At 61.8% G+C, this 22,445-nt stretch carries 17 protein-coding genes and 1 pseudogene; 12 read left to right on the top strand and 6 right to left on the bottom strand.

Annotation, left to right across the window (positions count from 1 at the left end):
• The first annotated feature begins 552 nt into the window (after nt 1-552).
• Both aceE and ACCQ05_RS18660 read left to right on the top strand, forming a co-directional pair.
• Complete coding sequence (gene aceE, locus ACCQ05_RS18665; RefSeq protein ID WP_104544200.1) at nt 553-3,240, top strand: pyruvate dehydrogenase (acetyl-transferring), homodimeric type; 2,688 nt, start codon at nt 553-555, stop codon at nt 3,238-3,240.
• 86 nt (nt 3,241-3,326) lie between these two features.
• Nucleotides 3,327-4,109: an AAA family ATPase gene (locus tag ACCQ05_RS18660; RefSeq protein WP_372392057.1), complete on the top strand. Its 783-nt coding sequence runs from the start codon at nt 3,327-3,329 to the stop codon at nt 4,107-4,109.
• Nucleotides 4,110-4,212: 103 nt separating this feature from the next.
• Here ACCQ05_RS18660 and ACCQ05_RS18655 read toward each other — a convergent pair whose 3' ends face one another.
• Nucleotides 4,213-5,193 carry an IS5 family transposase gene (locus ACCQ05_RS18655; protein ID WP_057684394.1) on the bottom strand — a complete coding sequence of 327 codons (981 nt, stop codon included), beginning with the start codon at nt 5,191-5,193 and terminating at the stop codon, nt 4,213-4,215.
• Nucleotides 5,194-5,195: 2 nt separating this feature from the next.
• Here ACCQ05_RS18655 and ACCQ05_RS18650 point away from each other — a divergent pair, with 2 nt between their 5' ends.
• The 4 genes from ACCQ05_RS18650 to ACCQ05_RS18635 all read left to right on the top strand — a co-directional run bounded on the left by ACCQ05_RS18650 (nt 5,196) and on the right by ACCQ05_RS18635 (nt 9,306).
• Nucleotides 5,196-5,768, top strand: a complete 573-nt coding sequence (locus ACCQ05_RS18650; protein ID WP_372392056.1) for an AAA family ATPase — start codon at nt 5,196-5,198, stop codon at nt 5,766-5,768.
• Nucleotides 5,765-6,097 carry an HNH endonuclease gene (locus ACCQ05_RS18645; protein ID WP_372392055.1) on the top strand — a complete coding sequence of 111 codons (333 nt, stop codon included), beginning with the start codon at nt 5,765-5,767 and terminating at the stop codon, nt 6,095-6,097. Before ACCQ05_RS18650 ends, ACCQ05_RS18645 begins: the two co-directional genes overlap by 4 nt.
• Nucleotides 6,098-6,303: 206 nt before the next feature.
• Nucleotides 6,304-7,109, top strand: a protein-coding gene (locus ACCQ05_RS18640; protein WP_372390521.1) for an IS5 family transposase whose coding sequence is annotated in 2 segments (ribosomal slippage) — nt 6,304-6,634 and nt 6,634-7,109 — 807 coding nt in all. Because the reading frame shifts where the segments join, the coding sequence is not laid out codon by codon here.
• A 1,261-nt stretch (nt 7,110-8,370) separates the two neighbouring features.
• On the top strand, nt 8,371-9,306 hold the full coding sequence (locus tag ACCQ05_RS18635; protein ID WP_372392054.1) for an XVIPCD domain-containing protein: 936 nt from the start codon (nt 8,371-8,373) through the stop codon (nt 9,304-9,306).
• Between the two features lie 176 nt (nt 9,307-9,482).
• Here ACCQ05_RS18635 and ACCQ05_RS18630 read toward each other — a convergent pair whose 3' ends face one another.
• A complete protein-coding gene (locus tag ACCQ05_RS18630) occupies nt 9,483-10,865 on the bottom strand; it encodes a DEAD/DEAH box helicase (RefSeq protein ID WP_372392053.1) in 1,383 nt (460 codons plus the stop codon).
• Nucleotides 10,866-10,966: 101 nt separating this feature from the next.
• On the opposite strand from ACCQ05_RS18630, the gene ACCQ05_RS18625 reads away from it, so the two are divergent.
• A protein-coding gene (locus ACCQ05_RS18625) for an IS3 family transposase (RefSeq protein ID WP_372360270.1) occupies nt 10,967-12,111 on the top strand; the annotation gives its coding sequence in 2 pieces (ribosomal slippage) (nt 10,967-11,204 and nt 11,204-12,111; 1,146 coding nt in all).
• Nucleotides 12,112-12,495: 384 nt separating this feature from the next.
• Nucleotides 12,496-12,867 (top strand): annotated as a pseudogene (locus tag ACCQ05_RS18620) (XVIPCD domain-containing protein); the annotation flags it as partial.
• Between the two features lie 145 nt (nt 12,868-13,012).
• Here ACCQ05_RS18620 and ACCQ05_RS18615 read toward each other — a convergent pair.
• Nucleotides 13,013-13,426, bottom strand: coding sequence for a GFA family protein (locus tag ACCQ05_RS18615; protein WP_372392051.1), 414 nt, complete (start codon nt 13,424-13,426; stop codon nt 13,013-13,015).
• 192 nt (nt 13,427-13,618) lie between these two features.
• On the opposite strand from ACCQ05_RS18615, the gene ACCQ05_RS18610 reads away from it, so the two are divergent.
• The gene (locus tag ACCQ05_RS18610) at nt 13,619-14,386 is read left to right on the top strand and encodes a DJ-1/PfpI family protein (RefSeq protein WP_372392050.1); all 768 of its coding nucleotides are present in this window, start codon (nt 13,619-13,621) and stop codon (nt 14,384-14,386) included.
• A gap of 379 nt (nt 14,387-14,765) precedes the next feature.
• Here the strand turns inward: ACCQ05_RS18610 and ACCQ05_RS18605 are convergent, their stop codons facing one another.
• Nucleotides 14,766-16,895, bottom strand: a complete 2,130-nt coding sequence (locus ACCQ05_RS18605; RefSeq protein ID WP_372392049.1) for an ankyrin repeat domain-containing protein — start codon at nt 16,893-16,895, stop codon at nt 14,766-14,768.
• A gap of 247 nt (nt 16,896-17,142) precedes the next feature.
• On the opposite strand from ACCQ05_RS18605, the gene ACCQ05_RS18600 reads away from it, so the two are divergent.
• A complete protein-coding gene (locus tag ACCQ05_RS18600; RefSeq protein ID WP_372392048.1) occupies nt 17,143-18,111 on the top strand; it encodes a hypothetical protein in 969 nt (322 codons plus the stop codon).
• 271 nt (nt 18,112-18,382) lie between these two features.
• Here the strand turns inward: ACCQ05_RS18600 and ACCQ05_RS18595 are convergent, their stop codons facing one another.
• Entirely contained in the window at nt 18,383-19,879 is a 1,497-nt protein-coding gene (locus ACCQ05_RS18595) for a hypothetical protein (RefSeq protein WP_372392047.1), read from the bottom strand.
• Between the two features lie 367 nt (nt 19,880-20,246).
• On the opposite strand from ACCQ05_RS18595, the gene ACCQ05_RS18590 reads away from it, so the two are divergent.
• Nucleotides 20,247-20,579 (top strand): hypothetical protein, encoded by a 333-nt coding sequence (locus ACCQ05_RS18590; RefSeq protein WP_372394173.1) that lies wholly within the window; start codon nt 20,247-20,249, stop codon nt 20,577-20,579.
• A gap of 51 nt (nt 20,580-20,630) precedes the next feature.
• On the opposite strand, the gene ACCQ05_RS18585 is transcribed toward ACCQ05_RS18590, so the two are convergent.
• On the bottom strand, nt 20,631-21,617 hold the full coding sequence (locus ACCQ05_RS18585) for a LysR family transcriptional regulator (protein ID WP_372392046.1): 987 nt from the start codon (nt 21,615-21,617) through the stop codon (nt 20,631-20,633).
• On the opposite strand from ACCQ05_RS18585, the gene ACCQ05_RS18580 reads away from it, so the two are divergent.
• Nucleotides 21,610-22,380 (top strand): 4-hydroxylaminobenzoate lyase, encoded by a 771-nt coding sequence (locus tag ACCQ05_RS18580; protein WP_372392045.1) that lies wholly within the window; start codon nt 21,610-21,612, stop codon nt 22,378-22,380. The genes ACCQ05_RS18585 and ACCQ05_RS18580 overlap by 8 nt on opposite strands.
• The last annotated feature ends 65 nt before the right edge of the window (nt 22,381-22,445 follow it).

Here is a 22,445-nt window from a genome sequence, read left to right as displayed (position 1 = left end):
CCACGAAGGAGGACAATGTCCCGGCGGGAGGAGGGAAGCTCTCGAAGCAAGGATCAAGCGCCCCTTTTCCTGCGGGGCGAGTAGACATGGCTTGCGCGCCACTGGCGCGCGTGCCTCGGAGCGCCCGCGCCGCAAGCGCGGGCCGGGGCGCGGAGCGGGGGTTGGGATACGAGCAAAGAAGTCGTCGCTTCGCTTCTGAAGGCGCGTGGCGACGCGTTTGTCGTTCCAGGCATTGGCAGATACCGGAGGCGCCCCTCATCCGCCCCTGCGACGCACCGTCTCCCCCATGAAGAGGAAAATGCCCCGATCGGAGAAGGGCGCATGCGGCGCCGCCGCCGTGTGGTGGCCCTCATCCTTTGGTCGTACGCCGGCCGCGCCCGCTGCGCCTGGTCCTCGCCTCAGCCCGCATCGACACCCCACCTACGCACGACACCGTCCCGTTCCGTACGCCACCGTAGCGAGGATTGGCAAGAGGTGCGTGCGGTACACTTGGGGGTTCACGAATTCACGATGTCGACACACCCGCGGGGTGTGTCCCCTCCGGGAGCGCTAATGAACTGGTTGAACGAAGTGCTGCACAACGATCCGAACCCGCTCGAGACGCAGGAGTGGCTCGAATCGATCAAGGCCGTCATCGATGTCGAAGGCCCTGAGCGCGCCCATCAGCTGCTGGAAGGCATGGTCGAGCAGACCCGCCGGGCGGGCGCTTACCTGCCGTTCTCGCCCACCACCGAGTACGTCAACACCATTTCCCCGGCCAACGAGGCCAAGAGCCCCGGCGATGCCGCGCTGGAGTGGAAGATCCGCTCCATCATCCGCTGGAACGCCATGGCCACCGTCGTGCGGGCCAACCGCAAGCCGGGCGACCTGGGCGGCCACATCGCCTCGTTCGCCTCCAGCGCCACCCTGTACGACGTGGGCTTCAACCACTTCTGGCGCGCCCCCAGCGACCAGCACCCGGGCGACCTCCTGTACATCCAGGGCCATAGCGCCCCGGGCATCTACGCCCGCGCCTTCCTCGAAGGCCGCATCAGCGAATCGCAGCTGGACAACTTCCGCATGGAAGTGGACGGGCAGGGCATCTCCTCCTACCCGCACCCCTGGCTGATGCCCGAGTTCTGGCAGACCCCCACCGTGTCGATGGGCCTGGGCCCGCTGGGCGCGATCTACCAGGCGCAGTTCATGCGCTACCTGGAGAACCGCGGCCTGATCGAGAAGTCCGACCGCAAGGTGTGGTGCTTCATCGGCGACGGCGAGAGCGACGAGCCGGAAACCCTCGGCGCCATCGCGCTGGCCGGCCGCGAAGGCCTGGACAACCTGATCTTCGTGGTCAACTGCAACCTGCAGCGCCTGGACGGCCCGGTGCGCGGCAACGGCAAGATCATCCAGGAACTGGAAGGCGTGTTCCGTGGCGGCGGCTGGAACGTCATCAAGCTGCTCTGGGGCGGTTACTGGGACGCCCTGCTGGCCAAGGACACCAACGGTGTGCTGGCCAAGCTGATGATGGAAACCGTCGACGGCGAATACCAGAACTGCAAGGCCTTCGGCGGCGCCTACACCCGCGAGAATTTCTTCGGCAAGTACCCGGAGACCGCGGCCATGGTCGCCGGCCTGTCCGACGACGACATCTGGCGCCTGAACCGTGGCGGCCACGACCCGCACAAGGTGTACGCCGCCTACCACCAGGCCGTGAACACCAAGGGCATGCCCACCGTGATCCTGGCCAAGACGGTCAAGGGCTACGGCATGGGTTCGGCCGGTGAGGCGCTCAACCCCACCCACCAGACCAAGAAGCTGGACGACGCGGCGGTCAAGCACTTCCGCGACCGCTTCAACATCCCGGTGACCGACGCCCAGCTGGAAGACGGCCAGGTGCCGTTCTACCACCCCGGCGACGATTCCCCGGAAGTGCAGTACCTCAAGGAGCGCCGCGGTGCCCTGGGCGGCTACCTGCCGCAGCGCCGTCCCAAGGCCAGCAAGTCCTTCGTCGCGCCCACGCTCGACAAGTTCGAGCGCCTGCTCAAGGACAGCGGCGAGCGCAGCTATTCCACCACCATGTCGTTCGTGCAGAGCCTCAACATCGCCCTGCGCGACAAGGAACTGGGCCCGCGCATCGTGCCGATCGTGGCCGATGAAGCGCGCACCTTCGGTATGGAAGGCATGTTCCGCCAGATCGGCATCTATGCCCCGTTCGGCCAGAAGTACAAGCCGGTCGACGCCGACCAGCTGATGTACTACCGCGAAGACCAGACCGGCCAGGTGCTGCAGCAGGGCATCAGCGAGCCGGGCGCCATCGCCTCGTGGATGGCCGCCGGCACCAGCTACTCGGTGTCCGACGTGCCGATGCTGCCGTTCTACATTTACTACTCCATGTTCGGCTTCCAGCGCGTGGGCGACATCGCCTGGCAGGCAGCGGACATGCGCACGCGCGGCTTCCTGCTCGGCGGCACCGCCGGCCGCACTACGCTCAATGGCGAAGGCCTGCAGCACGAAGACGGCTTCAGCCAGGTCATCGCCGGCTCCATCCCCAACGTGCGCAGCTACGACCCCACCTTCGGCTATGAAGTCACCGTCATCATGCAGCACGGCATGAAGGCGATGATGGAAGACCAGGTGGACGAGTACTACTACATCACCCTGATGAACGAGAATTACGCCCACCCCGGCATGCCGGACGGCGCGGCCGAGGGCATCATCAAGGGCATGTACCTGCTCAAGGACGCCGGCAAGCCCAAGAAGGGCGAACTGCGCGTGCAGCTGCTGGGCAGCGGCACCATCCTGCGCGAGGCCATCGCCGCGGCCGAGCTGTTGGACAAGGACTTCGGCGTCACCGCCGACATCTGGTCCTGCCCCAGCTTCAACGAAGTCCGCCGCGACGGCTTCGACGCCGAACGCTGGAACCGCCTGCACCCCGAAGCCGAACAGCGCAAGCCCTACGTCACCCAGCTGCTGGAAGGCCGCCAGGGCCCGGCGATCGCCGCCACCGACTACGTGCGCCTGTTCGCCGATCAGATCCGCTCGTTCGTGCCGATGACCTACACCGTGCTCGGCACGGATGGGTTCGGTCGCTCGGATACGCGTGCGAACCTGCGTCGGTTCTTCGAGGTCGATCGCTACTACATCGCGCATGCGGCGATTGCCGCGTTGGCGAAGGATGGCAAGATGACCGGCAAGGATGTGGCCCGGGCGATCAAGCAGTACAAGATCGATCCTGAGAAGGCGAATCCGGTTGGGGTTTGAGCCAGAAAGGGGAGCATAGCTCCCCTTCTTCTTTGTAGTCACTTTTACAGGCAGCGAAAGCAGGCTGGCGAGAAAAGGGGAATTTTATGAAGTTCACTAGGCTTGCTGTAAAAGGGTGGAGACAGTTCGATGATGTCGATATTGAGATTCACCCTCGCTTGACGGTAATAACCGGCGCTAATGGAGCCGGAAAAACCACTCTCCTCTCATTGCTAACGCAGCATCTTGGGTGGGCTCGTCCATACCTTGCCAGTCCTCGTCAAGGCAGGGACGGCTCAATAAGCTATCTCTCGGGTGTTATCAGGGGTATGTTTAGTTGGCTAAGAGGGGAGAGCGAAGCTTCTTCTGAATTTGGGTACGTCACATATTCAAACGGACAAAAGGCTGTTCTCTCAGTCAGCCCAACCGGTGGGGTGGAGTACGGGATAACAATTAATCCGCAGTCCCATATTCAAGGAATTAGTATTCCTTCGCACCGTGTAGCTTCTAGATACCAGCAGATAGGTTCAATTCCGACCACAGGTATTGGTGCTGTTCAAGCATTTCATAATTACTATAATGAGCAGATGAATCGCTACGTTCACGGGCATGCCCACTCCGGCGTTTCACCTATGTTTCGTATGAAGGAAGCCTTAATATCTATGGCCACCTTCGGCGCAGGGAATGATTATGTGCGGGGTAGGCCTGACTTACTTAAGTCTTACCTTGGATTTATAGAAGTGCTCAGGGCTGTACTTCACAGTACACTTGGGTTTATTTCCCTGGAGATCAGAACCCCTGACGTTGTATTAATTACTAGGAGCGGTGAGTTTCTTCTTGATTCTGTTTCTGGCGGGGTTGGGGCAGTAGTAGATCTAGGGAAGGTCTGAACAACGATACCTGACAGGGCGGAATGTGGCATCGCTCCGGAGAGTCGCGTTTGGAGCCTCGGGTTCTCGCCATTTATGGCGTTTTCCTTGGGAATCGCCCGGGTTACAGGCACGCGCTCCCCATCACAGGTAGTAACTGCTTGCGCGTCATCCACAGGTTTGACAGCGCAAACAAGGTCAGCACCTGTGCCGTGTTCTTGGCCAGACCGCGATAGCGGACCTTGGTGTAGCCAAACTGGCGCTTGATCACCCGGAATGGATGCTCCACCTTCGCGCGCACGCTGGCCTTGAAGTGTTCCCAACGCTGTTCCCGAGCACGCTCGCGTTTGTTGCCGATGCCTTGCATCGTCGAGGGCTTGGCGGCGATGAAGAATGCTGCTTCGCAGTCCCGCAGTTCTTGGCGTTTGTCCGCGCCGGTATAGCCGCTGTCGCCGAACACGCTGTCTTCTTTGCCATGCAGTAATGCGTGCGTCACAGTGACATCGGCGACATTAGCCGCTGTGCAATGGACATGGTGTACCAGCCCGGAAAACTCATCCACGCCGATGTGCGCCTTCATCCCGAAATACCACTGATTCCCTTTCTTGGTCTGATGCATTTCAGGGTCGCGCGCATGCTCAGCGTTCTTGGTCGAACTGGGCGCAGCGATCAGCGTCGCATCGACGATCGTGCCCGACCGCAGGCTCTGACCCTTGCGCGCCAGATGCGCATTGACCGCTTCCAGCATCCGTGCGGCAAGGCCATGGGTCTCCAGTAGGCGCCGAAAGTTGAGAATCGTGGTCTCGTCGGGAATATCGTCCAACCCACCGAGCTGGGCAAAACGCCGCAAGGTCGGGATCTCGTGCAGCGCTTCTTCCATCGCCGGATCGCTCAACGCATACCACTGCTGCAACAGATGAATCCGCAACATTGTCGCCAATGCGTACGGCTGCCGACCGGGCCGCCCCGACACCGGGTAGTGCGACACGATCAGTCCGAGCAGTTGCTGCCACGGAACAACCTGCTCCATCTCGGCCAGGAAGATCTCGCGCCGGGTCTGCTTGCGCTTGCCCAGGCCCTCAGCGTCACCGAACGTCAGCTGCATGGATGAATCCTCTACATGAGGCGGTAGTGTCGCGCATCTGTGGTGAGTTGATCAGACCTTTCCTAGCTTGGCAAATATTTACATACTCCGATCAGGCTAGTGAATTTGTTGTTGTTATTGATGAGCCCGAGAATCACCTGCACCCTTCAATGCAGCGAGAGTTGCTTCCCAATCTGCTGAAAGCGTTTCCCAATGTGCAGTTTGTAGTGGCTACTCATAGTCCATTTATTGTTACCGCGGTTAGGGACTCAGTGGTTAATGTTCTGGCTTATCGTAGTAATAAACTGGAAGCATCGCTTGCAGGTCTTGCGCCCGAACTTAGTGTTTATTCACGAGTCTTAGATCACGTAAACAAGGCCGGTTCTGCTAATGAGGTTTTGCGAGATGTTCTGGGCCTAGACACCACGATTCCGGTTTGGGCATCTCATGAACTCCAAGTTAGTATAGATAAATTTAGGGGCATGCCCCTGACAGAGCAGGTTGTACGGGATCTAGATAAGGATCTAGCCGAACGGGGTCTTTCAGATTTTCTACCTGATGCTGTTGATGGCTTGAGTGTTGGGAGGAACTCTTGATAGCCTTGATTAAGACGAAAGAGCCCGCTATTTTGGTCAGAAAAGGGCGCCTGTGGACAGAAGAGCTACTGCGCAAGATAGCTGAAGGAGAAAAAATCACTGAATATCTTTTGACCAGATATTCGCATCCCGAAGTTAAAGCGGCGCTTATCTCGGAAACAAATGGGAAGTGTGCGTATTGCGAAAGTGCATTTATGCACGTGACATTTGGCGATGTCGAGCACATAGTGCCAAAAGCAGCTGATCCATCGCTTCGTTTTTCATGGGCTAATCTCACTATTGCTTGCGATATTTGCAACCAAAAAAATCAGATAAACTCGGTGTTTTAGATCCGTACGCGTGTGATCCCGAAGAACTTTTTAATTTTCACGGACCATTGATGTGGGCTGCTTCCAGTAGCGACGCTGCTAAAATTACAGAGGAAGTCCTAGAGCTAAATCGGCCTGGCCTGGTTGAACGGCGCAAAGAGCGGATGGAGCTTAGAGCGGCTAACAAAACCCTTGAATTTTGTTGAGTCGGTGGCAACATTGCCTGCATGGCACGTCGCAACGAGATCCCAATTGCGCTGTGGAAGCGCATCGAACCACTGATTCCGCAGGTCAAGCCTTCCCCCAAAGGTGGACGGCCTCGTCTCAGTGATCAGCAGGCCCTCAACGGCATCGTCTATGTGCTACGTACGGGCATTCCGTGGGAAGACCTGCCTTCGGAACTTGGCTATGGCAGCGGCATGACCTGCTGGCGGCGGTTGCGTGATTGGCAAGCCAGCGGGGTGTGGCATCGTCTCCATCAGGTGTTGCTGGCCGAGCTACGTCGCGCCGACAAGCTGGATATGAGCCGAGCAAGTCTGGACGCCGCCAGCGTGGCCTCCCCCCGGGGGGCTCGTATACAGGGCCAAACCCAACCGACCGCGGCAAGCTCGGCAGCAAACGGCATCTGATCGTCGATCGCAACGGCGTGCCGCTGGCTGTGTGCGTCACCGGTGCCAATCGACACGACTCGGTTGTCTTCGAGGAGTTGCTTGATGCATTGCCTGCGATCGGTGGAAAACCAGGGCGCGCGCGACGCTGGCCAAGCAAACTGCATGCCGACAAGGCCTACGACATCGACCGTTGCCGCAATGCCCTCAAGCAGCGCGGCATCATTGCGCGGATTGCACGCAAGGGCATCGAACGCAACGACCGCCTGGGCCAGCATCGCTGGGTTGTCGAGCGCACGCACGCTTGGTTCGCCGGGATGGGCAAGCTGCGCATCCGCTTCGAGCGCAGCATCGATATCCACTTAGCGTTGCTCTCGCTCGCATGCTCCATCATCTGCTTACGCATGCTTCCTTGGTTTTGTTAGCTGCTCTTATTCGTAGGCTATTAGACTCTGCCGATGGAAAGAGCGAGCCGGTCAAGCAAGTGCTTATAGAAAGGGCGTGGCGTGAAGTTCATAATAGCCAACCATTCTCTGCCTGCGGAAAAGCCCTGTTAAAAAGGCTGTTGAATACATAATTTTATCGTGAAGCGGGCGGAGTGACGGGGTCAGGTTCACTTATCAGTCGATCGCTCTCGGCTTGTGCGGCCGATGCGCGGGCCTGACGCCCGTAAAGCGGCGGGTCTTGGTTTCGACCATCGCGCGGAAGGCATCGTGGCCCAGAGCTCGCTGCTGCTGTAGATGAAGTTGGATGCTGGCGAGCTGTTTGTCGGGCAGAACTTCATCGAGCAGGCGCGGTAGGCGTTGGATCGCTCAGTCGGGTCATTGCCAAGCGCAAGCCAGAAGGGATGTGGTCTTAGCGCAGAGTGCCCACGCTGATCCAGATTAGCTGGGCAACGGGATCAGCGATATGCCGCCGCGTCGTCGATCAGGCGAGCACGCTCCGGATTGAGTTAATGTAGCGATAGCAATGAAGGACGTAGTCAGCACGATCTTTAAGACAAGCTTTGTAGCGCCCTCCCATAGCGTGCCGGAAGCCTCGGGCTTGGGTTCACTAAAGTTGGCCTGACTTCTTGGGCTAGGTGGCTGCGTAGAATGGGCCGGGTTGCTGGTATTCTCATTCCGCAGAACGTAGTTAGGAAGTCGAAACTTCTTCGTTGAATCAATTATATGGCCGCTGTCAACACGTTCTGAGCTACCAAGGAATAGCGTTAGTTGCAGCCAGTGCTGCTGATGAATCGTTAACGTCGTTTCACCAACAATGCACACTTGCATTGGATCTACGACATGGAACGCAAGATATGACAAATTCAAATTTATTGATGATGGCCGTGCTGGCTGTGTCAACCACTGCATGTGCGGAGAACAACTTGCCGGTTCAATACTCTCAGTCGTCATTGTCTCCTCTAACGGTTCATAGGCAGGACACTGAGAATGTGCAGATAGATTTCAAGGTGCCACTGGAGAGTCAGTATTACGTTGCGGGTGCTGACTATGAGGTGGGGAATGGCTCTTTGTCGGTGAGGATTCTTCGGTGCTCCATCCACGAGCAATGCAAGGCGATGGTCGACTTGATGCCGGGGCTTTCACCTTCTGTGGGAAGGGTGGTCATTCCATTCACGGGAAATCGCGTGCGCATTGTGCACGGTGACGGTATCCAGTCGTTTGACATCTAAAGGAGTGGGAAATGGCTGACCGGATCGTGCTAGGAGTGCACAGCTGGGTTGATCCAAACACGCAGGCGAATGGAGGTGCGTTCGATAAGTTCACCGACGGCCATGCGTGGCTGACTGTCTCGCGAAACGGAGAAGTAAGTTATTACGGATTATGGCCGGATAGTCACCCGGACATTGTTCGGCGAGGGCAGAGTGATCCCAAAGCCACTGATATACGAGAGGGGCGGGAAGCCGGCTCCGATGTGACAGCGAGTCGCTATTACGCACTTACTCCCGAACAGGCCAAAGAGCTTGAGATAGCGCTCCAGCAGAACGTGACGTGGGGTCCAACGACAACCTGCGCAGGCTGGGCTAGCGATACTGTCACCAGCGTTACGGGGAATAAGCTGGACGCTACTGAGTTCTTGTCGATCGAGACGCCAAGAGAGTTGGTCAAAACCATTCGCCAGCTGGAAGCTCAGCAGCCGACAGCGCCAGGCAATCCACTGCCTGCGGCGGAGAAAGAGCCAGGCTCGTTAGATTCCCTTAAGCCGCAGAACCTGCGTGAGAAAGCCTCCGATTGGTACGAATCCATCCAGAAGAGCGCTGAGGGAGCGGTTCGCCGCTTGGAAGAAGGACTTGGCAGGAAGTACGACGACAGCAGTGAGCGATTGACCTATGGCGCTGCAGTAGCGGCCGCAAATCACAACTTGCAGCGCGTGGATCATATTTTGCTGAACGAGGCGACCGGCTCGGCAGCAAGAGGTGAGCGATTTTTTGTGGTCCAAGGTGACTTGAACAACCCCGCGCATCTTCGAGCGCATGGAAGCATGCATGAGGTGCTGAATACACTGGTTGAGCAGCATGCAGCTCGTCTACGGGAAATTGGTGAAGCACAGGTCCAGCAATCTCAAAGTGCGACCGTGGAGCACGAGCGCGACCATCAACAACAGCGGGGCATGGTGTGAACTGACGGGGTCGAGTTGACGGGAGCAGTTTCATTTATTTGGTATGGATCAGCGTCTTATCGTGCGCGTTAGCGGGCATCATGGTCAGACAACCAGCACGATGATCGTTGCTCAGGGGGGGGGGCGCTACGCAAGTAGCATCTCAGGTCAAGCGCCCTCCAAGTCTCGTCGAGATCTCACGCTGCGAGTCTGGCCCGTATCTGCTCTACGGCCTGTCCAATCCGCTCGGTTAGTACTGTCTCTGAATGATGCAGCATTGTCAGGGAGCCAAGAGCTCGAGTCATTGCGACATATAGCAGTTTGGCCTCCTGCCTCATTTCCTCACTGTCGGCTTGCAGACGTTGCCCAATCTCGCAGATACCGGGAATGAACACCGACTCGAATTCCAGGCCCTTGCTGGAGTGCATTGTCAGCACCTTAACTGCAGGCGCGCCGTCAAATAGGTGTCGCTTGTTGATTTCTTCCGCTAATACAACTGGAAGTTCTGCAATCCGGAGCCGCGAGGCTATATGCGTGGCTAGCGCTTTATTGCGGCAAAGAACCGCAAAGTCGTTGGCGCTTGCACCGTTATTGAGTGCTTCGCGTACCTGTTGGGCGATGATGCGTGATTCTTCCCAAATGTTGCTCGCCTGTATCAGCTCGGGGACGGCGCCTCGGCGTCCTGCGCTCTCTGGCGCGATCACGGGCACGTTGTCCTCATCCGCATCTTCCCCGGCCAAGAGCTCCTGGGCAAAGGCCTTTGCCGTGGAAAGGATCTCCAAGGTGTTGCGGTAGTTCAGACGCAGTATCGTGGTGCGCCCTTTGGCCTGGATGCCAACGCTGGCGAAGCTGAACTTTCGACGTCCACCTGTGCTGTAGATGGTTTGCGCGTCGTCATAGAGCAGCAACAGCGAGTTGGTTTCCGGGTCGACCATCTGCGTGACGATTTGCAGCCATTCGGGTGCGAAGTCATGGCCTTCATCGATCATCACTGCCGCGTACTGTGCTCGCGGAATCTGCTGCGACTCCACTGCTGCAATGACTTTGCTGACCAATGCGTCCAGATACTGTTGGGCGTTTGGCTGTGCGGACGGAGGCTTGATGCCGTAGGCCTTCAGCTGCTCACCACACCATCCGTGGAAGTGACGCACACTCACGCGGTCCTGCACACCATGCGCGTGAATAATGTGTTCCAGGCGGCCGGCAAGTGTTCTGTTGTAGCAGAGCACTAGCACCGGCTTGCCTTGACGCTTCGCAATCTCAACGCATCGGTAGCCCAGGATCATTGTCTTGCCAGAGCCTGCCACGCCATGGATCACTCGGTGGCCGTCCCCCATCGAGCGAGCAAGTTGCTCTTGTTGCAGATCCATCACCTTGATCAAATCAGGGATGGCAATGGGCTTGTCCGGCTGAGGTGAGGCAAACAACTGCACCTGCTCAGGAGGAACGATACGTAGCTGCGGAAACAGATGCCAGCGAATCCGCTCTATCTGCGGCAAGCTGAGCTGGCATGAAAATGTGGCAGGGAACATGTCCCAGAGCCGTTTCTGAAACGCCTCGGTGTCCACCGACTCGGTCATCTCATCCCGGCAGATTACACTGCTTCCCGCAATCACATTGATACGCCCAGGGTTTCCTAGACATCTCATGGCCATGGAAAATGGTCGATTCGGAGGTGTCTATGAGCAGCAAGCGGTATACGGATGAGTTCAAGATCGAGGCGGTCCGGCAAGTGACCGATCGTGGGTTCAAGGTGGCAGAAGTCGCCGAGCGGCTGGGTGTCACCACGCACAGCCTGTACGCCTGGCTGCGCAAGTTCGGCAAGCCCGGCGTGGTACAGCGCGCCGAGGTAGACCAGAGCGCCGAGGTTCGGCGCCTGAAGGCCGAGTTGCGCCGCGTCACCGAGGAGCGCGACATCCTAAAAAAGGCCGCCGCGTACTTTGCCAAGGGGTAAAGGCAAAGTACGCCTTCATGCAAGCCTACTGCAGGGAATTCAGGGTCTGTGCGATGTGCCGGGTATTGCGGGTCAACCGGTCGGGCTATTACGCCTGGTTGTGCTCGCCCGACAGTGAGCGCGCCAAGGAAGACGAACGCCTGCTGGGGCTGATCAAGCACCACTGGCTGGCTAGCGGCAGTGTGTATGGGCATCGCAAGATCGCCAAGGATCTACGCGATCTGGGTGAGCGTTGCAGTCGCCATCGTGTGCATCGATTGATGCGCGCCGAGGGACTGCGTGCCCAGGTGGGCTATGGTCGCAAACCGCGCTTCCATGGCGGAACGCCGTGCAAGGCGGCACCCAACCTGCTGGATCGGCAGTTCGACGTGACCGAGCCGGACACGGCCTGGGCGAGCGATTTCACCTTCATTCGCACGCACGAAGGCTGGATGTACCTGGCTGTGGTGATCGATCTGTTTTCCAGGCAAGTCGTCGGCTGGGCGATGCGCGATCGGGCCGACACCGAGTTGGTCGTGCAGGCCTTGTTGTCTGCGGTGTGGCGGCGCAAACCCAACGCTGGTTGCTTGGTTCACTCGGACCAAGGGTCGGTCTACACCAGCGATGACTGGCAGAGTTTCCTGGCGTCCCATGGCTTGGTGTGCAGCATGAGTCGGCGTGGCAACTGCCACGACAACGCACCCGTGGAGAGCTTCTTCGGCCTGCTCAAGCGCGAGCGGATCAGGCGACGGATCTATCCCACCAAGGACGCCGCACGCGCCGAGGTATTCGACTACATCGAGATGTTCTACAACCCCAACCGCCGCCACGGTTCAACTGGTGACCTGTCCCCTGTAGAGTTTGAACGGCGCTACGCGCAACGAGGGTCTTGAGTGTCTACGGAACTCTGGGCGTATCACTATGGCTATACATTCAATCGCTCAAACAATGCTGCGATCTGGGGTCAGTCCGGTATCAATCTAACGGATGCGCAGCGTAGACAGTTGGCAATGATCGATGCCGCAGCCCTTGCAGATCGCACGAGACTTGGGCTGCACTGATTGTAGGCGCAATGCTGCAGATGGGGACCAGCTGCTGGCTGCGTCCATGCCTGAGTACGAGCGGCCGATCAATGCGTCGAACATGCCAATCTCGCGAGAACGTGCTGGGCTCGTGTGGTTGTTCAACAATCATGGCGCGGATCGTATAACGCGGACATGCAGCCTTTTTGGGATGCCGTAGTGGCAGTCGACCGCTCCGAGGCGTGGTGTGAAGTGCGCCGGGCCGAGGACGTGGTGCGCCGCCTGGAGCAAGGTCTTGGCAGAGAGTACGACGCCAACAGCGAACGGTTGGCCGCGAGCAGCGCGTATCTTGCCAAAGAGAACGGGTTGTCACGAATCGATCATGTCGTGCTCAGCGAGAGCTACAAGTCTGTAAGGGCCGGCGAAAACGTCTTTGTGGTGGAGGGAGCGCTGAACGACCCCGCACACAAGAGGGCGCACATGAAGACGACCGACGCCATCGCACAGCCGGTCGAGCAGTCTTTGGCGCAGCTCCAAGCCTTGAGCGAGACGCAGCGCCAGCAATACTCCCAACAGCAGGAACAGCAACACGAGCAATCAGTCTCTCCGCACCCTCGGATGGTGTAAGAATCCAGGCGGCGGGCGGCGATAGTTCGGGCCGTTTGCCAGAAGGTGGACGTCCTAGGAGGCGCCGACTCGGCTCGCGTCGGCGCCTCCCCCCATGCATGCAAACGATCTCACTGATGCGGCAGTAGCCATCTGTCCACACAACTCAAAACCACAGATCCCGTACGCATTTTCCATCGGATGGCAGATCCTCGAAGCTGTTCAGGCCGTCGAAGTGGTCGATGGGCAGGTGGGCGATGGCCTGTGGATCTGCAAGCCGGAGATTGACTGCCATGCGGCGGCGGCCGTCCGCTTCCAGATGCAGGCCACGCCAGCACAGGACGCTGGCGCAGGTTGGGCAGAAGTGGATTTCCAGCACGGGGTCGCGGGCGTCGTGGCGCACATAGGTCTGGGTCGGCCCGTGCAGGGCGATGCGTCCGTATTCGACGTCGTAGGCCCATAGCGCTCCATAGCGGCGGCACAGTGTGCAGTTGCAGGCGGTGATCGAGCCCGGGTCGCCGGACAGGTGCCATCCCGCGCTTCCGCAGTGGCAGCGGCCACTGAGCGTGTCTGGCGTCATGGAGATCCCCGTGTCGATCCGCAGTAGCGGCAATGTAGCAGGTGACGGTCGCGCCGATACTGGCGTCCTCACGCTGTGCTGCGCAGCGGTGCATACAGTGGCCAGCGCGCCATCGGTGAGCGCCTGCGCGGCGTTGCGAACTCATCCATGTGCGCGCCATCCGGCTTTCATCCGCACACAAGGAACCCTGCCATGTCCACCGAACTGGAGCAGACCCACGCCGACCCCACGCGCCGCATGGTGCTGCGCACGGCATTGCTGAGCGGTGCGGCGCTGATCTCGCCTGGCGCGGTGGCCAGCGACACGCGCCCGGCGAGTGCGCGGCGCGGCCAAGCTGGCGGCAACGCGCCTCACCTGACGCTGGGCATGGTGGTGTTCGAGGGATTTCAGCTGCTGGACGTGTTCGGGCCGCTGGACATGTTCGGCAATCTTGAGGGCAAGGTGAAGATCGTGATGCTCGGCGAACGCATCGGTGCGGTGGCCAGCAGTGCGGGGCCGGCGGTCGCGGTGGAGTACACGCTGGATGCGGCGCCCACCGTCGACATCCTGATGGTGCCCGGCGGCATGGGCACGCGACGCGAGGTGGACAACGCCACGCTCATCGGGGGCATTGCGCGCCTGGCCCGTGCCGCGCCGCATGTGGCCAGCATCTGTACCGGCGCCGCATTGCTTGCGCGTACCGGCCTGCTGGATGGGCGGCGCGCCACCACCAACAAGCGGGCCTTCCACTGGGTAACGACGCAAGGGCCGAAGGTGGAGTGGGTGAAGCAGGCGCGCTGGGTGGAGGATGGACATCTCTTCACCTCCTCCGGCGTGTCGGCTGGCACGGACATGACGCTGGCGCTGATCGCCAAACTCTTCGGCCGCGACGCTGCCAAGAACGTGGCCGACATTGCGGAATACGTGTGGAACGAGGATTCCACCAAGGATCCGTTCGTCGCTGCGATCGGTGCAGGTTGACCATGCGCGGCGGCGGACCGTCCTGGAACATTGCAGGGCGGCGTCAGGAGAAGGTGGCACACCTGTGCCAGGCAGTCGGCACGTGGCGCGCATGTGACGTGCGCTGCGCTGCCCACCTGCGGCGGAAGTGTCCGCCGGGTGGACACCTGCTTACGTGGTAGGCAGGCCATCTGGACCGGGATTACCGCGCCGGTGAAAGCGCTGCCCTTGTGGCGAACATGGAAGTTCAAGCGACGAACACGTAGCGCCTGCCGCGTACGAGGCCGCTACCGACGCGCAGGAAGCGTATCGGCATGACGAACAGCAGAGGGGTACCTCGCCGGCGCCAGCGTTCCGGAGGGGATGGGGCGATGGACATTGCCATCACCCTTGAGACGCATCACCGCAATGCCGCGCGCACGCTCCGCAGCGAGGTGGCAAACAGGTCGATGGCGCGCTTGCCGTCGTTGTCCTCGATGGTTTTGTCGGCTCCCCTGGCCAGCACGAGTGCGTAGTTGGGCGCGCTCTCATCATTGCTTTCCTGTTCGGCGGCGTAGTGCAGCAGGGTGCGGCCCCGGGCGTCGCGTGCGTTGATGTCGATTCCCAGGCTCAGCAGAAAATCCAGGAACGCCACTTCCTGCGGGAAGGTGTGGCGCGGTAGCCAGTGGCGGGCGGTGAGGTTGTGCAGCAGGGTCTGCCGGCCTGGCTGCAGGGCCAGCGGGTCCAGCCCCTTGCTCATGATCAGGCGGACCAGGTCGGGCTGGAAGCAATAGGCCAGCGACGAACGTCCATCGGCCGAGTTAAGGGTGGCATCTACGCCCAGTTCCAGCAGCGCAGTGATCGGGCTGTCGCCTTCCAGCGTGCAGCTGAGCAGCGCCGATTGCAGTGGGGTGTAATGCTGCGAGTCGTCGGGGTCCTGCGCGATGGCCCATGCATTGATGTCGGCGCCGCCGGCGACCAGCAGACGCACCTTCTCTCCGGTGGTTGCGGTGTGCAGCGTGGTACTGCCGTGGATATTGCGTGCGTTGGGATCTGCGCCGTGTGCCAGCAGCACGCGTGCGGTGGCCGCGCCGCACCAGCTGAGCATGGTGTTGCCGTTGTCCCAGGGCGCGTCGGGGTCGGCGCCAGCGTCGAGCAGCGCCTCCAGCATGTCCAGATACTCCTGCAAGCTGATGTGGTTGCGTAGCCTGCCATCGACTTCCTTCAACGCCTCTTCGCTGGCCTGTTGCAAGGCGTGTTTTGCAGCCAGGTAGCGCTCGCGCATTTCGGCATCCTTGGCGCTTGCGATCATTGCATCCAGCGTATCGAGGCTGCCAATACTGAAGTTGTTGATCAGCTGCTGCCGGTATTGCTCGCGCGTCATCGCGGCGATCGACCCGCGGGTGACTACCAGGTCGTGCAGTGGCCAGTAGCGCTGATGCTGCCAGCCATTGACGCGCGCGCCGTGGTCGATCAGCCAGCGTACCGTGGCCAACGTGCTGTACTTGACCGCCGTGTTCAGTGGCAGCAGCCGGGTGTTGAGCGTGGCGCCTGCCTTGAGCAGGCGCTCTATCATGGCGGTGTTGTCGTGCCGGGTGGCGTAGTTGATGGCGGTGGAGAACTCCTGATCGGAGGCCGTGTGTTCCATCAGCCAGTCGCTGTCCGGCGTGCAGTCGGGCACGGCACCGGCCAGCAATGCCGCGGCAACGTCGTCGAGCGCGTTGGCACGCGCTGCGTCCAGGAGTGCGCGGTCGGCGACGCTGCGTTCCACGATGGGCAGTGGCGGTGTGTCCGGGCCGTGCTGCGCCGGGTCGCGCTGCAGCCAGGCCAGCCATGTCTTGGCGCCGTCGCTGCTTGCGTCGAGATAGAAACGGTCTTCATCCTGGCGTTTGCCAAAGCGCATCCACGAGGCCCACTCGGTGCCTGCCAGCCCCAGCGCCGACATCTGGTCGATGAACGTGAAGAAGTCCGGCGCCAGTGCCAGGCCGTGCAGCATTTCCAGTTCGTGCGAGAAATAGCGCACCGGCTGCCGGGTCGGATCGGGATGGCCGGTGTCGATGGTCAGCCAGTCGCCGTTGATGAGGTTGTAGAAGGCGAACTGGTTTTCCCACATCTCCGGGCGGTTCGGCGCTTCGGACAGGTCGCGCGAGGCCAGATCCCGTTTCCACTCCAGGAAAATGGGCAGGGCCATCGTGTCGATATGCGTCAGGCTCCACACCGCATCGCGGTTGACGCTCATCGATGGCATGTCCTGCTGTTCCATTGCGTGCAGGTGCGAGGGGATATGCCAGCCGAAGGTCACATCCGCCGACAACTCGCGCAGGACGCGGCGCAGTTGAGTGGGGACGGACAGGCGATGGCGCTCTTCGAGCGCGAGCAGCTGGCGCTCTGTCGCCGGCGGGGCGATCAGCAACGGCGTCACCTGCCAGTGGCGCTTGCGGGCGATGGCTTCCATCCAGCGCCATTGCGCCTGCCAGTGCGTCCAGCGTGTCTGCATGGTGGTGTCCTGTGTGGTGCAGGCGCCGAGCATGCCCGCCGTGGCCAGGGTCATGAGGCCTGCTTCGAGAAACTGGCGACGGGTGAGCTTGCTCAGGGGCGGCTCCTTGCGAAAGGCAGCGTAGTGAGGCTGCTGGCGCTGGTCAGGATAATGGCTGGGGCGACAAGAGTCTGCCAGCGGGCGATGCGTGGCTGCCGCGCGGGAGGAGGTTTGTGGGTGTCTGCACCGCTGATCGTGCAGTATGTTGCCTGCAGACGGTAACCCTGACCGGCCTGCGATCGCAGACTGTCTGCACGCCGGCATGAGACGTCCCTTCGTGCTGGATCCCAACCGCCCAATGAGCAAGCAGATGCAGGCGACATCTCTCACGGAAGACAGGTTCACCCCGGCTACGCGGCTGTATGCACTGCTGGCGCGCGAGGCCAGGACCGGGGTGATCTTTCGTCGTGGGCCCAGCAAGCAGGTGCAGTTGATTGCCTGGGACCTGCGCACCGATACCTTCGCGCATGGGCAATGGTTCAAGGGGCGCATCTACGAGCGGCGTTGCGATCTGTCGCCGTCGGGTCGGTTGCTGGTGTATTTCGCGGCCAAGCACAAGGGCGACTTCGGCACCTGGACAGCGCTGTCGCGGCCCCCGTTCTTCACCGCGCTGGCGTTGTGGCCCAAGGGCGATACCTGGGGCGGTGGCGGCCTGTTCGAGAGCGAGCGCACGCTGCTGTTGAATCACCGCCCACAGGACGGCCGCGAGCCGTTTCCGCTGCCCACCGGGTTTGCGGTGCCGCACGAGATGAAGGTGCGGCCATTCGGGCAATGGTCTGGCGGTGGCGAGGATGCGCCCATCGACGATGCGCTACGGCGTCGCGATGGGTGGCGGGAGCGCGATGCCGGCGAAGGCGAGAGCGGTGGGCTGCGCAGCGGCGTGCTCTATCGCTTTGTGCGTCCACGTGTGTGGGAGAAGAAAAGCGAGGCCGGGCAGGTGTTGCAGTCGTTATTGCAGGCAGTGGGGCGCCGGAACGATGCGTGGTATGCGCTGGACCATCGCGTACTGGATGGCCAGGGTAATGTGCTGGCAGCGCTACCCTGCACCGACTGGGCCGATTGGGATGGTGGCGATCTGTTATTCGCGCGTGCTGGCTGTCTGTATCGATTGTGCAAGAGCGCCATTGCGCGCTATCCACAAGACGGCGAGCAGGGAGTGCGGCTGTTGCACGATTTCAACAGCGCACGCTTTGCGCCGCTGGCGCCCACACCCGCTGCACGACGCTACTGAGCACCACACGCGCAGCGTGGGACGGCATTCGATGGCATCTTCGGAACCTGCAGGAAACTCCCACCAAGCCATCGGCGCGTGAACGTTTTCGTAGGGGCACTCGTTGAATCGGGCCTGTGGAGCAGCTTTCACCACTTGGCAAGACAGCAGCGATCAGTGGCATGCCCCCATGCTGCGTACGCGTGCGGCTCATGCGCAGCATGATGACGCCGACACGAGTCCCAATACCGGTAGCGATCCGGTGCTGCCGCAGCGCACCGTGGCGAGGGTATCAGCCGCCCTCCTGCGCGCGCAGATGACCGAGCAGCAGTGGGTGCAGCACCGCAGGCATCGGCATGCTGCGCGCCCCCTGTTCCCATTGCTGCAGAAACGGTGCCAGTGCCAGGCGATGCCAGGCGCTTGGTCGCGGGCGTGCATCCAACCGTGCGCGCAACTGCTGCACCAGTGCGTCTGCACGCGCAGTTTCGCCAGCTTCCAGATGAAAGAAAACGAAGGCGAGCAGTAGGCTGTCGGGGCTGGCGAACAGCACCGTGGGCGGCACCGCGCCGGTGTCGTCGCCTGCTTCCAGCACCTGTAGCCAGGCGTCGGCAGGGCGTTCGAACCAGGGGCCGGCAAGCTGCGCGGCAATGCGACCGAAATAGCTTGCGTCCAGCGCGGGGAGCGCAGCTGCCAGGCGATCCAGGCCAGCCTCGAGCGTGGCATCGCTGCTTGCCGGATTCACCACCCAGCCGCCGTAGTTGCCGATATCCGCACTGCGCAGGAGGTCTTCGCCGAGAAAAGGGGCTGCACCATCGACGACATGCAGATCGTGCAAGTGAGTGGTGGGCACACGCTGCTGCCAGGCCAGCAGGCGTGCATGCTGCATGCCCACCTGGAGCATCAGCTCGCCCAGGGAGGCGTCGTAGCTGGCCCACAGATGCTGACGGCTGCCGTCGAGATCGCGGATCCAGTGCCATTGCAGGGGCGCCGCGACAGCGACGGGCGACCAGCCTGCGGCGCGCAGCGATGTGCCCAGGTGTCGATCGATCAGCTGTGGCAGGACCTCGTAGACGCGTGCCTGCTGGCGCTGTGCCTTGGCGCGCGCGGCCCGCAGCGCCGCCGGCGTGCGTTTTGGCTGCAGGAAGAAGCGCAGGCCGACAGTGCGCTCGATGTCGTCCGCGGTGCCGCTGTCGTCCAGGCGCGGCAGGGCCAGATCCTCGGGTGCATCGCGGCGGCGCTTGAGCCCCTGGCGCGCGGCCAGCGCACGGATGCTTTGCAACGCATCGGAAGCGAGCAGGCCGTCCAGCGTGGCGGCGATGCCGTCGTTGGCGTCGAAGGTTTCGTCCAGCCAGCCGTTCACCAGCAGGCCATAGCCATCGACGAAGAGCGCGCCGTCGCCCGCCTGGTCGGCAAGCGTCAGCACCTCGCAGAACAGATCGGCCAGCGGCACGTCGGTGGCCGGTTCGGCCAGGTGGTAGACCACGCGGGTGTCGCCTTCCCATTCCAGATAGGCGGGGCCGTGCGCATGATGGAGCCAGCCCGGGGCGTCGGCGGCCAGGGCTTCGGCGCGCAATGCCGTGTTGTCCATGTCGTGGGCGAGGCTGCGCACCAACACGCCATGGCGCAGCAGGACGGTGCGCATGCGCAGCCAGGTCACGCCGGTGTCGTAGCGCGCCTGCAGGCGCAGCAGAGCATGCATGAGCGCTGCCTTGCGCGAGTTCTTCATTGCGCTGGCATCGACCAGATGGATGCAGCGTTCGATCAGTTCCTCGATGGCGTGTTGCGACACGGCCGCGTCCTCTGCGTCGGTGGTGGGGATCCTGGCGCAAGGATGCCAGCAACCCGCCGTGCGGGTGTCAGCGGGATGTGTAGGACGCGTCCGGTGGTCGGTGCAGGCATGTGGAAGCCAATCCCATCGTGTGACACGCGGTGCGCGTTGGAAGGCACTGGTGGGGCGGGACGCCGATGCGCATGGACAGGAGGCGGGCGTTGCTGCGCCGATACGAAGACCGATCATGCGGCATGTGGCGTTGTCGCCGGCCGGGTGACGTTGTCGTGAGGTTGGCGTCGGGCAAGGGGATGTGCGTGGCTGGAACGCGCGCGTGGGCGGGCGTGGATCACGCAACGGCGACGCGCTCGCCTCGATCATGGCAGCCATGAGTACCGGAAGCACCATTACTGCACGCACGATCACGGCCGTGCCCAGCGATGTCGATCGCAAGATCCGCAAGGTGGTCGTGGACCTGTCTGCCCACCCGGATCCGCGCTGGCAGGCCTGTTTCCATTTCGTCCTGCAGGGCCGCGACGGGTTGTTCCTGCAGGCCCGGCCGCTCTTCGACGGCGCCGCTTTGGAAGGCGTGATTGCGGCCGACCAGGTGGACGCGTTCTGGAACGCGTTGCCGGAGGTCATTGCCAAAGCCGACGCGCTTGCCCGCGCGCAAGCGAACAAGGATGCCGGCGTGCGCGCTGAGACGCGGCGTGCGTATTGAGCCACGCCTGCGCGGCAGGCGGCACGCAAGACAGACAATGTGCAGGACAGCCTACGGCAGCTGCAGGCCGGGCTGACCCGCGTCCACCGTCGAGGCGAGCACGCCGCGGATCCACAGGTGCAGGGCATCGTGATCGTTGCGCCGGTGCCAGAGCGCGCTGGTCGCCACGCTGGTGGTCGCGTAAGGCAACGGGGACACCTGCAGCTGGGCGTCCTGGGCCAATGCCTGGGCCAGGGATTGCGGCACGATGGCGATCATGTCGCTGCCGGGCAGCAGCGCGGGAATGGCCAGCGCGTGCGGCATCGTGACGCACAGCCGCGGCCGTGCGCCGATACCGGCCAGCGCGGCTTCCAAGGCATGCCGGTCGAACATTTCCGAATGCCGGGCCAGCCCGCGTTCCAGGAGGAAGCCGTCCACCGCACCTTCTTCGCGCCCGCCGACCGACACCACCGCCAACGGATAGGTGGCCAGGTCCTTCAGCGTGGGCCGACGACCCGCGGCAGGATGCGCCTTGTGCAGCAGCAGCGCCTCGTCCTGTGCGATCAGATGCGTCAGCGTCATGCGCTCGGGCACCTGGGCGAAGATGCCGATCGCCAGATCGATACGCCCCAGGTCGATCTGCTCGGCCAGATCCAGTCGCGTGGACGGCAGGATGGCGACGTCCAGGTTCGGCGCTGCCTGCCGCAATGTGCGCAGCAGGGGCGCCATGATCGTGGCGGTGAGGTAGTCGTTGGCCGCGAACACGAAGCGACGTGTGGTGGTGGCGGGATCGAAGCGTTCGGCTCCCAGCACCGCCTCTACCCGGCGCAGGCAATCGCGCAGCTCCGGGGCAACGGCCGTGGCGCGTGCGGTGGGCAGCATCCCCTTGCCGGTCCGTACGAACAGGTCGTCGCCCATCACCGCACGCAGGCGCGATAGCGCATGGCTCACCGCCGATTGGCTCAGATGGAGACGGCGGCCGGCGGCGACGAGGTTGCGATGTTCGTAGATCGCGTCGAAGACCTTCAGCAGATTGAGGTCCACCTGGCCGATGGGCACGCGCGTCACCTACCGCAAAATGAATTTGCTGCATCTTAAACCTGAAAACACGCCAGTTCCCTGTCTCCTGCCGAACACCCATGATCCGTTGCGTCAGACACAGCAGGCACATGTACGCCGATACCCGGCGTTCTGCCCTGGCTTTGCGCAGGCCACCGCCGTGCAGGCCGGAACACGAGTTTCCGATGCGGATCGGATCGATGAGGACCCCATGCAAGACCATCGCGAGGCACTTATCCAGCGCAGCATCGAGCTGTTGGATGCCATCAAGGAGCGCACGGCCGGTACGCAGGTCGAGCGCTGGTTGAACCGCACCTATGGTCCGGACTCGGCGCTGTTCCAGGCCCTGGCCGAGCTGGTGACGCACGGCGTACGTGCCGGTTGGGCAGCCAACGAGGAACTCGACGGTGCGGTCTATCGGCGCAGCCGGATCGCCGCGCCCTCAGAGCGCACGCACTACTTCAGCATCACCGCGGTCTATATGGACAGCGGCAGCGCACAGAACACGCCGGACCACACGTATCGCGGGCAGTACCACACCCATACCTACGGCGAATTCAACATGGTGGTTCCGCTGGATCCGGGGGCGGCGTTGATGGGCCCCAACGGCTGGTGCGAGGCCGGATGGACGGCGCCCGCGCCGGGCTCGCACCATTACCCGGAGGCCAGGGGCGGGCGGGTCATCGCATTGTTCTACCTGCCTGCCGGGCGCATCGTTTACGGGCCGCCACCGGAAGAAGAAGCAGAAGCAGAAGCGCCATGAGCGCCGGATGCAGGAGTTACCCACCCAAAGGGCGCGCTGCCGGCACCCGGGCTGCGGTTGCACGC

The organism is Xanthomonas sp. NCPPB 3582, assembly GCF_041475735.2.
GTDB classification, from domain to species: domain Bacteria; phylum Pseudomonadota; class Gammaproteobacteria; order Xanthomonadales; family Xanthomonadaceae; genus Xanthomonas; species Xanthomonas codiaei.
Note: the sequence above shows the minus strand (reverse complement) of the source record. Positions and strands in the feature narration are given on the sequence as shown.

Excerpts from the sequence above, each read along its gene's own strand:
- aceE (WP_104544200.1), top strand. The coding sequence starts at position 553 with ATGAACTGGTTGAACGAAGTGCTGCACAACGATCCGAACCCGCTCGAG.
- ACCQ05_RS18600 (WP_372392048.1), top strand. The coding sequence starts at position 17,143 with ATGAGACGTCCCTTCGTGCTGGATCCCAACCGCCCAATGAGCAAGCAG.
- ACCQ05_RS18660 (WP_372392057.1), top strand. The coding sequence starts at position 3,327 with ATGAAGTTCACTAGGCTTGCTGTAAAAGGGTGGAGACAGTTCGATGAT.
- ACCQ05_RS18580 (WP_372392045.1), top strand. The coding sequence starts at position 21,610 with ATGGGCACGCGCGTCACCTACCGCAAAATGAATTTGCTGCATCTTAAA.
- ACCQ05_RS18615 (WP_372392051.1), bottom strand. The coding sequence starts at position 13,426 with ATGACGCCAGACACGCTCAGTGGCCGCTGCCACTGCGGAAGCGCGGGA.
- ACCQ05_RS18635 (WP_372392054.1), top strand. The coding sequence starts at position 8,371 with ATGGCTGACCGGATCGTGCTAGGAGTGCACAGCTGGGTTGATCCAAAC.
- ACCQ05_RS18590 (WP_372394173.1), top strand. The coding sequence starts at position 20,247 with ATGAGTACCGGAAGCACCATTACTGCACGCACGATCACGGCCGTGCCC.
- ACCQ05_RS18650 (WP_372392056.1), top strand. The coding sequence starts at position 5,196 with ATGAATCCTCTACATGAGGCGGTAGTGTCGCGCATCTGTGGTGAGTTG.
- ACCQ05_RS18605 (WP_372392049.1), bottom strand. The coding sequence starts at position 16,895 with ATGACCCTGGCCACGGCGGGCATGCTCGGCGCCTGCACCACACAGGAC.
- ACCQ05_RS18630 (WP_372392053.1), bottom strand. The coding sequence starts at position 10,865 with ATGACCGAGTCGGTGGACACCGAGGCGTTTCAGAAACGGCTCTGGGAC.
- ACCQ05_RS18610 (WP_372392050.1), top strand. The coding sequence starts at position 13,619 with ATGTCCACCGAACTGGAGCAGACCCACGCCGACCCCACGCGCCGCATG.
- ACCQ05_RS18655 (WP_057684394.1), bottom strand. The coding sequence starts at position 5,193 with ATGCAGCTGACGTTCGGTGACGCTGAGGGCCTGGGCAAGCGCAAGCAG.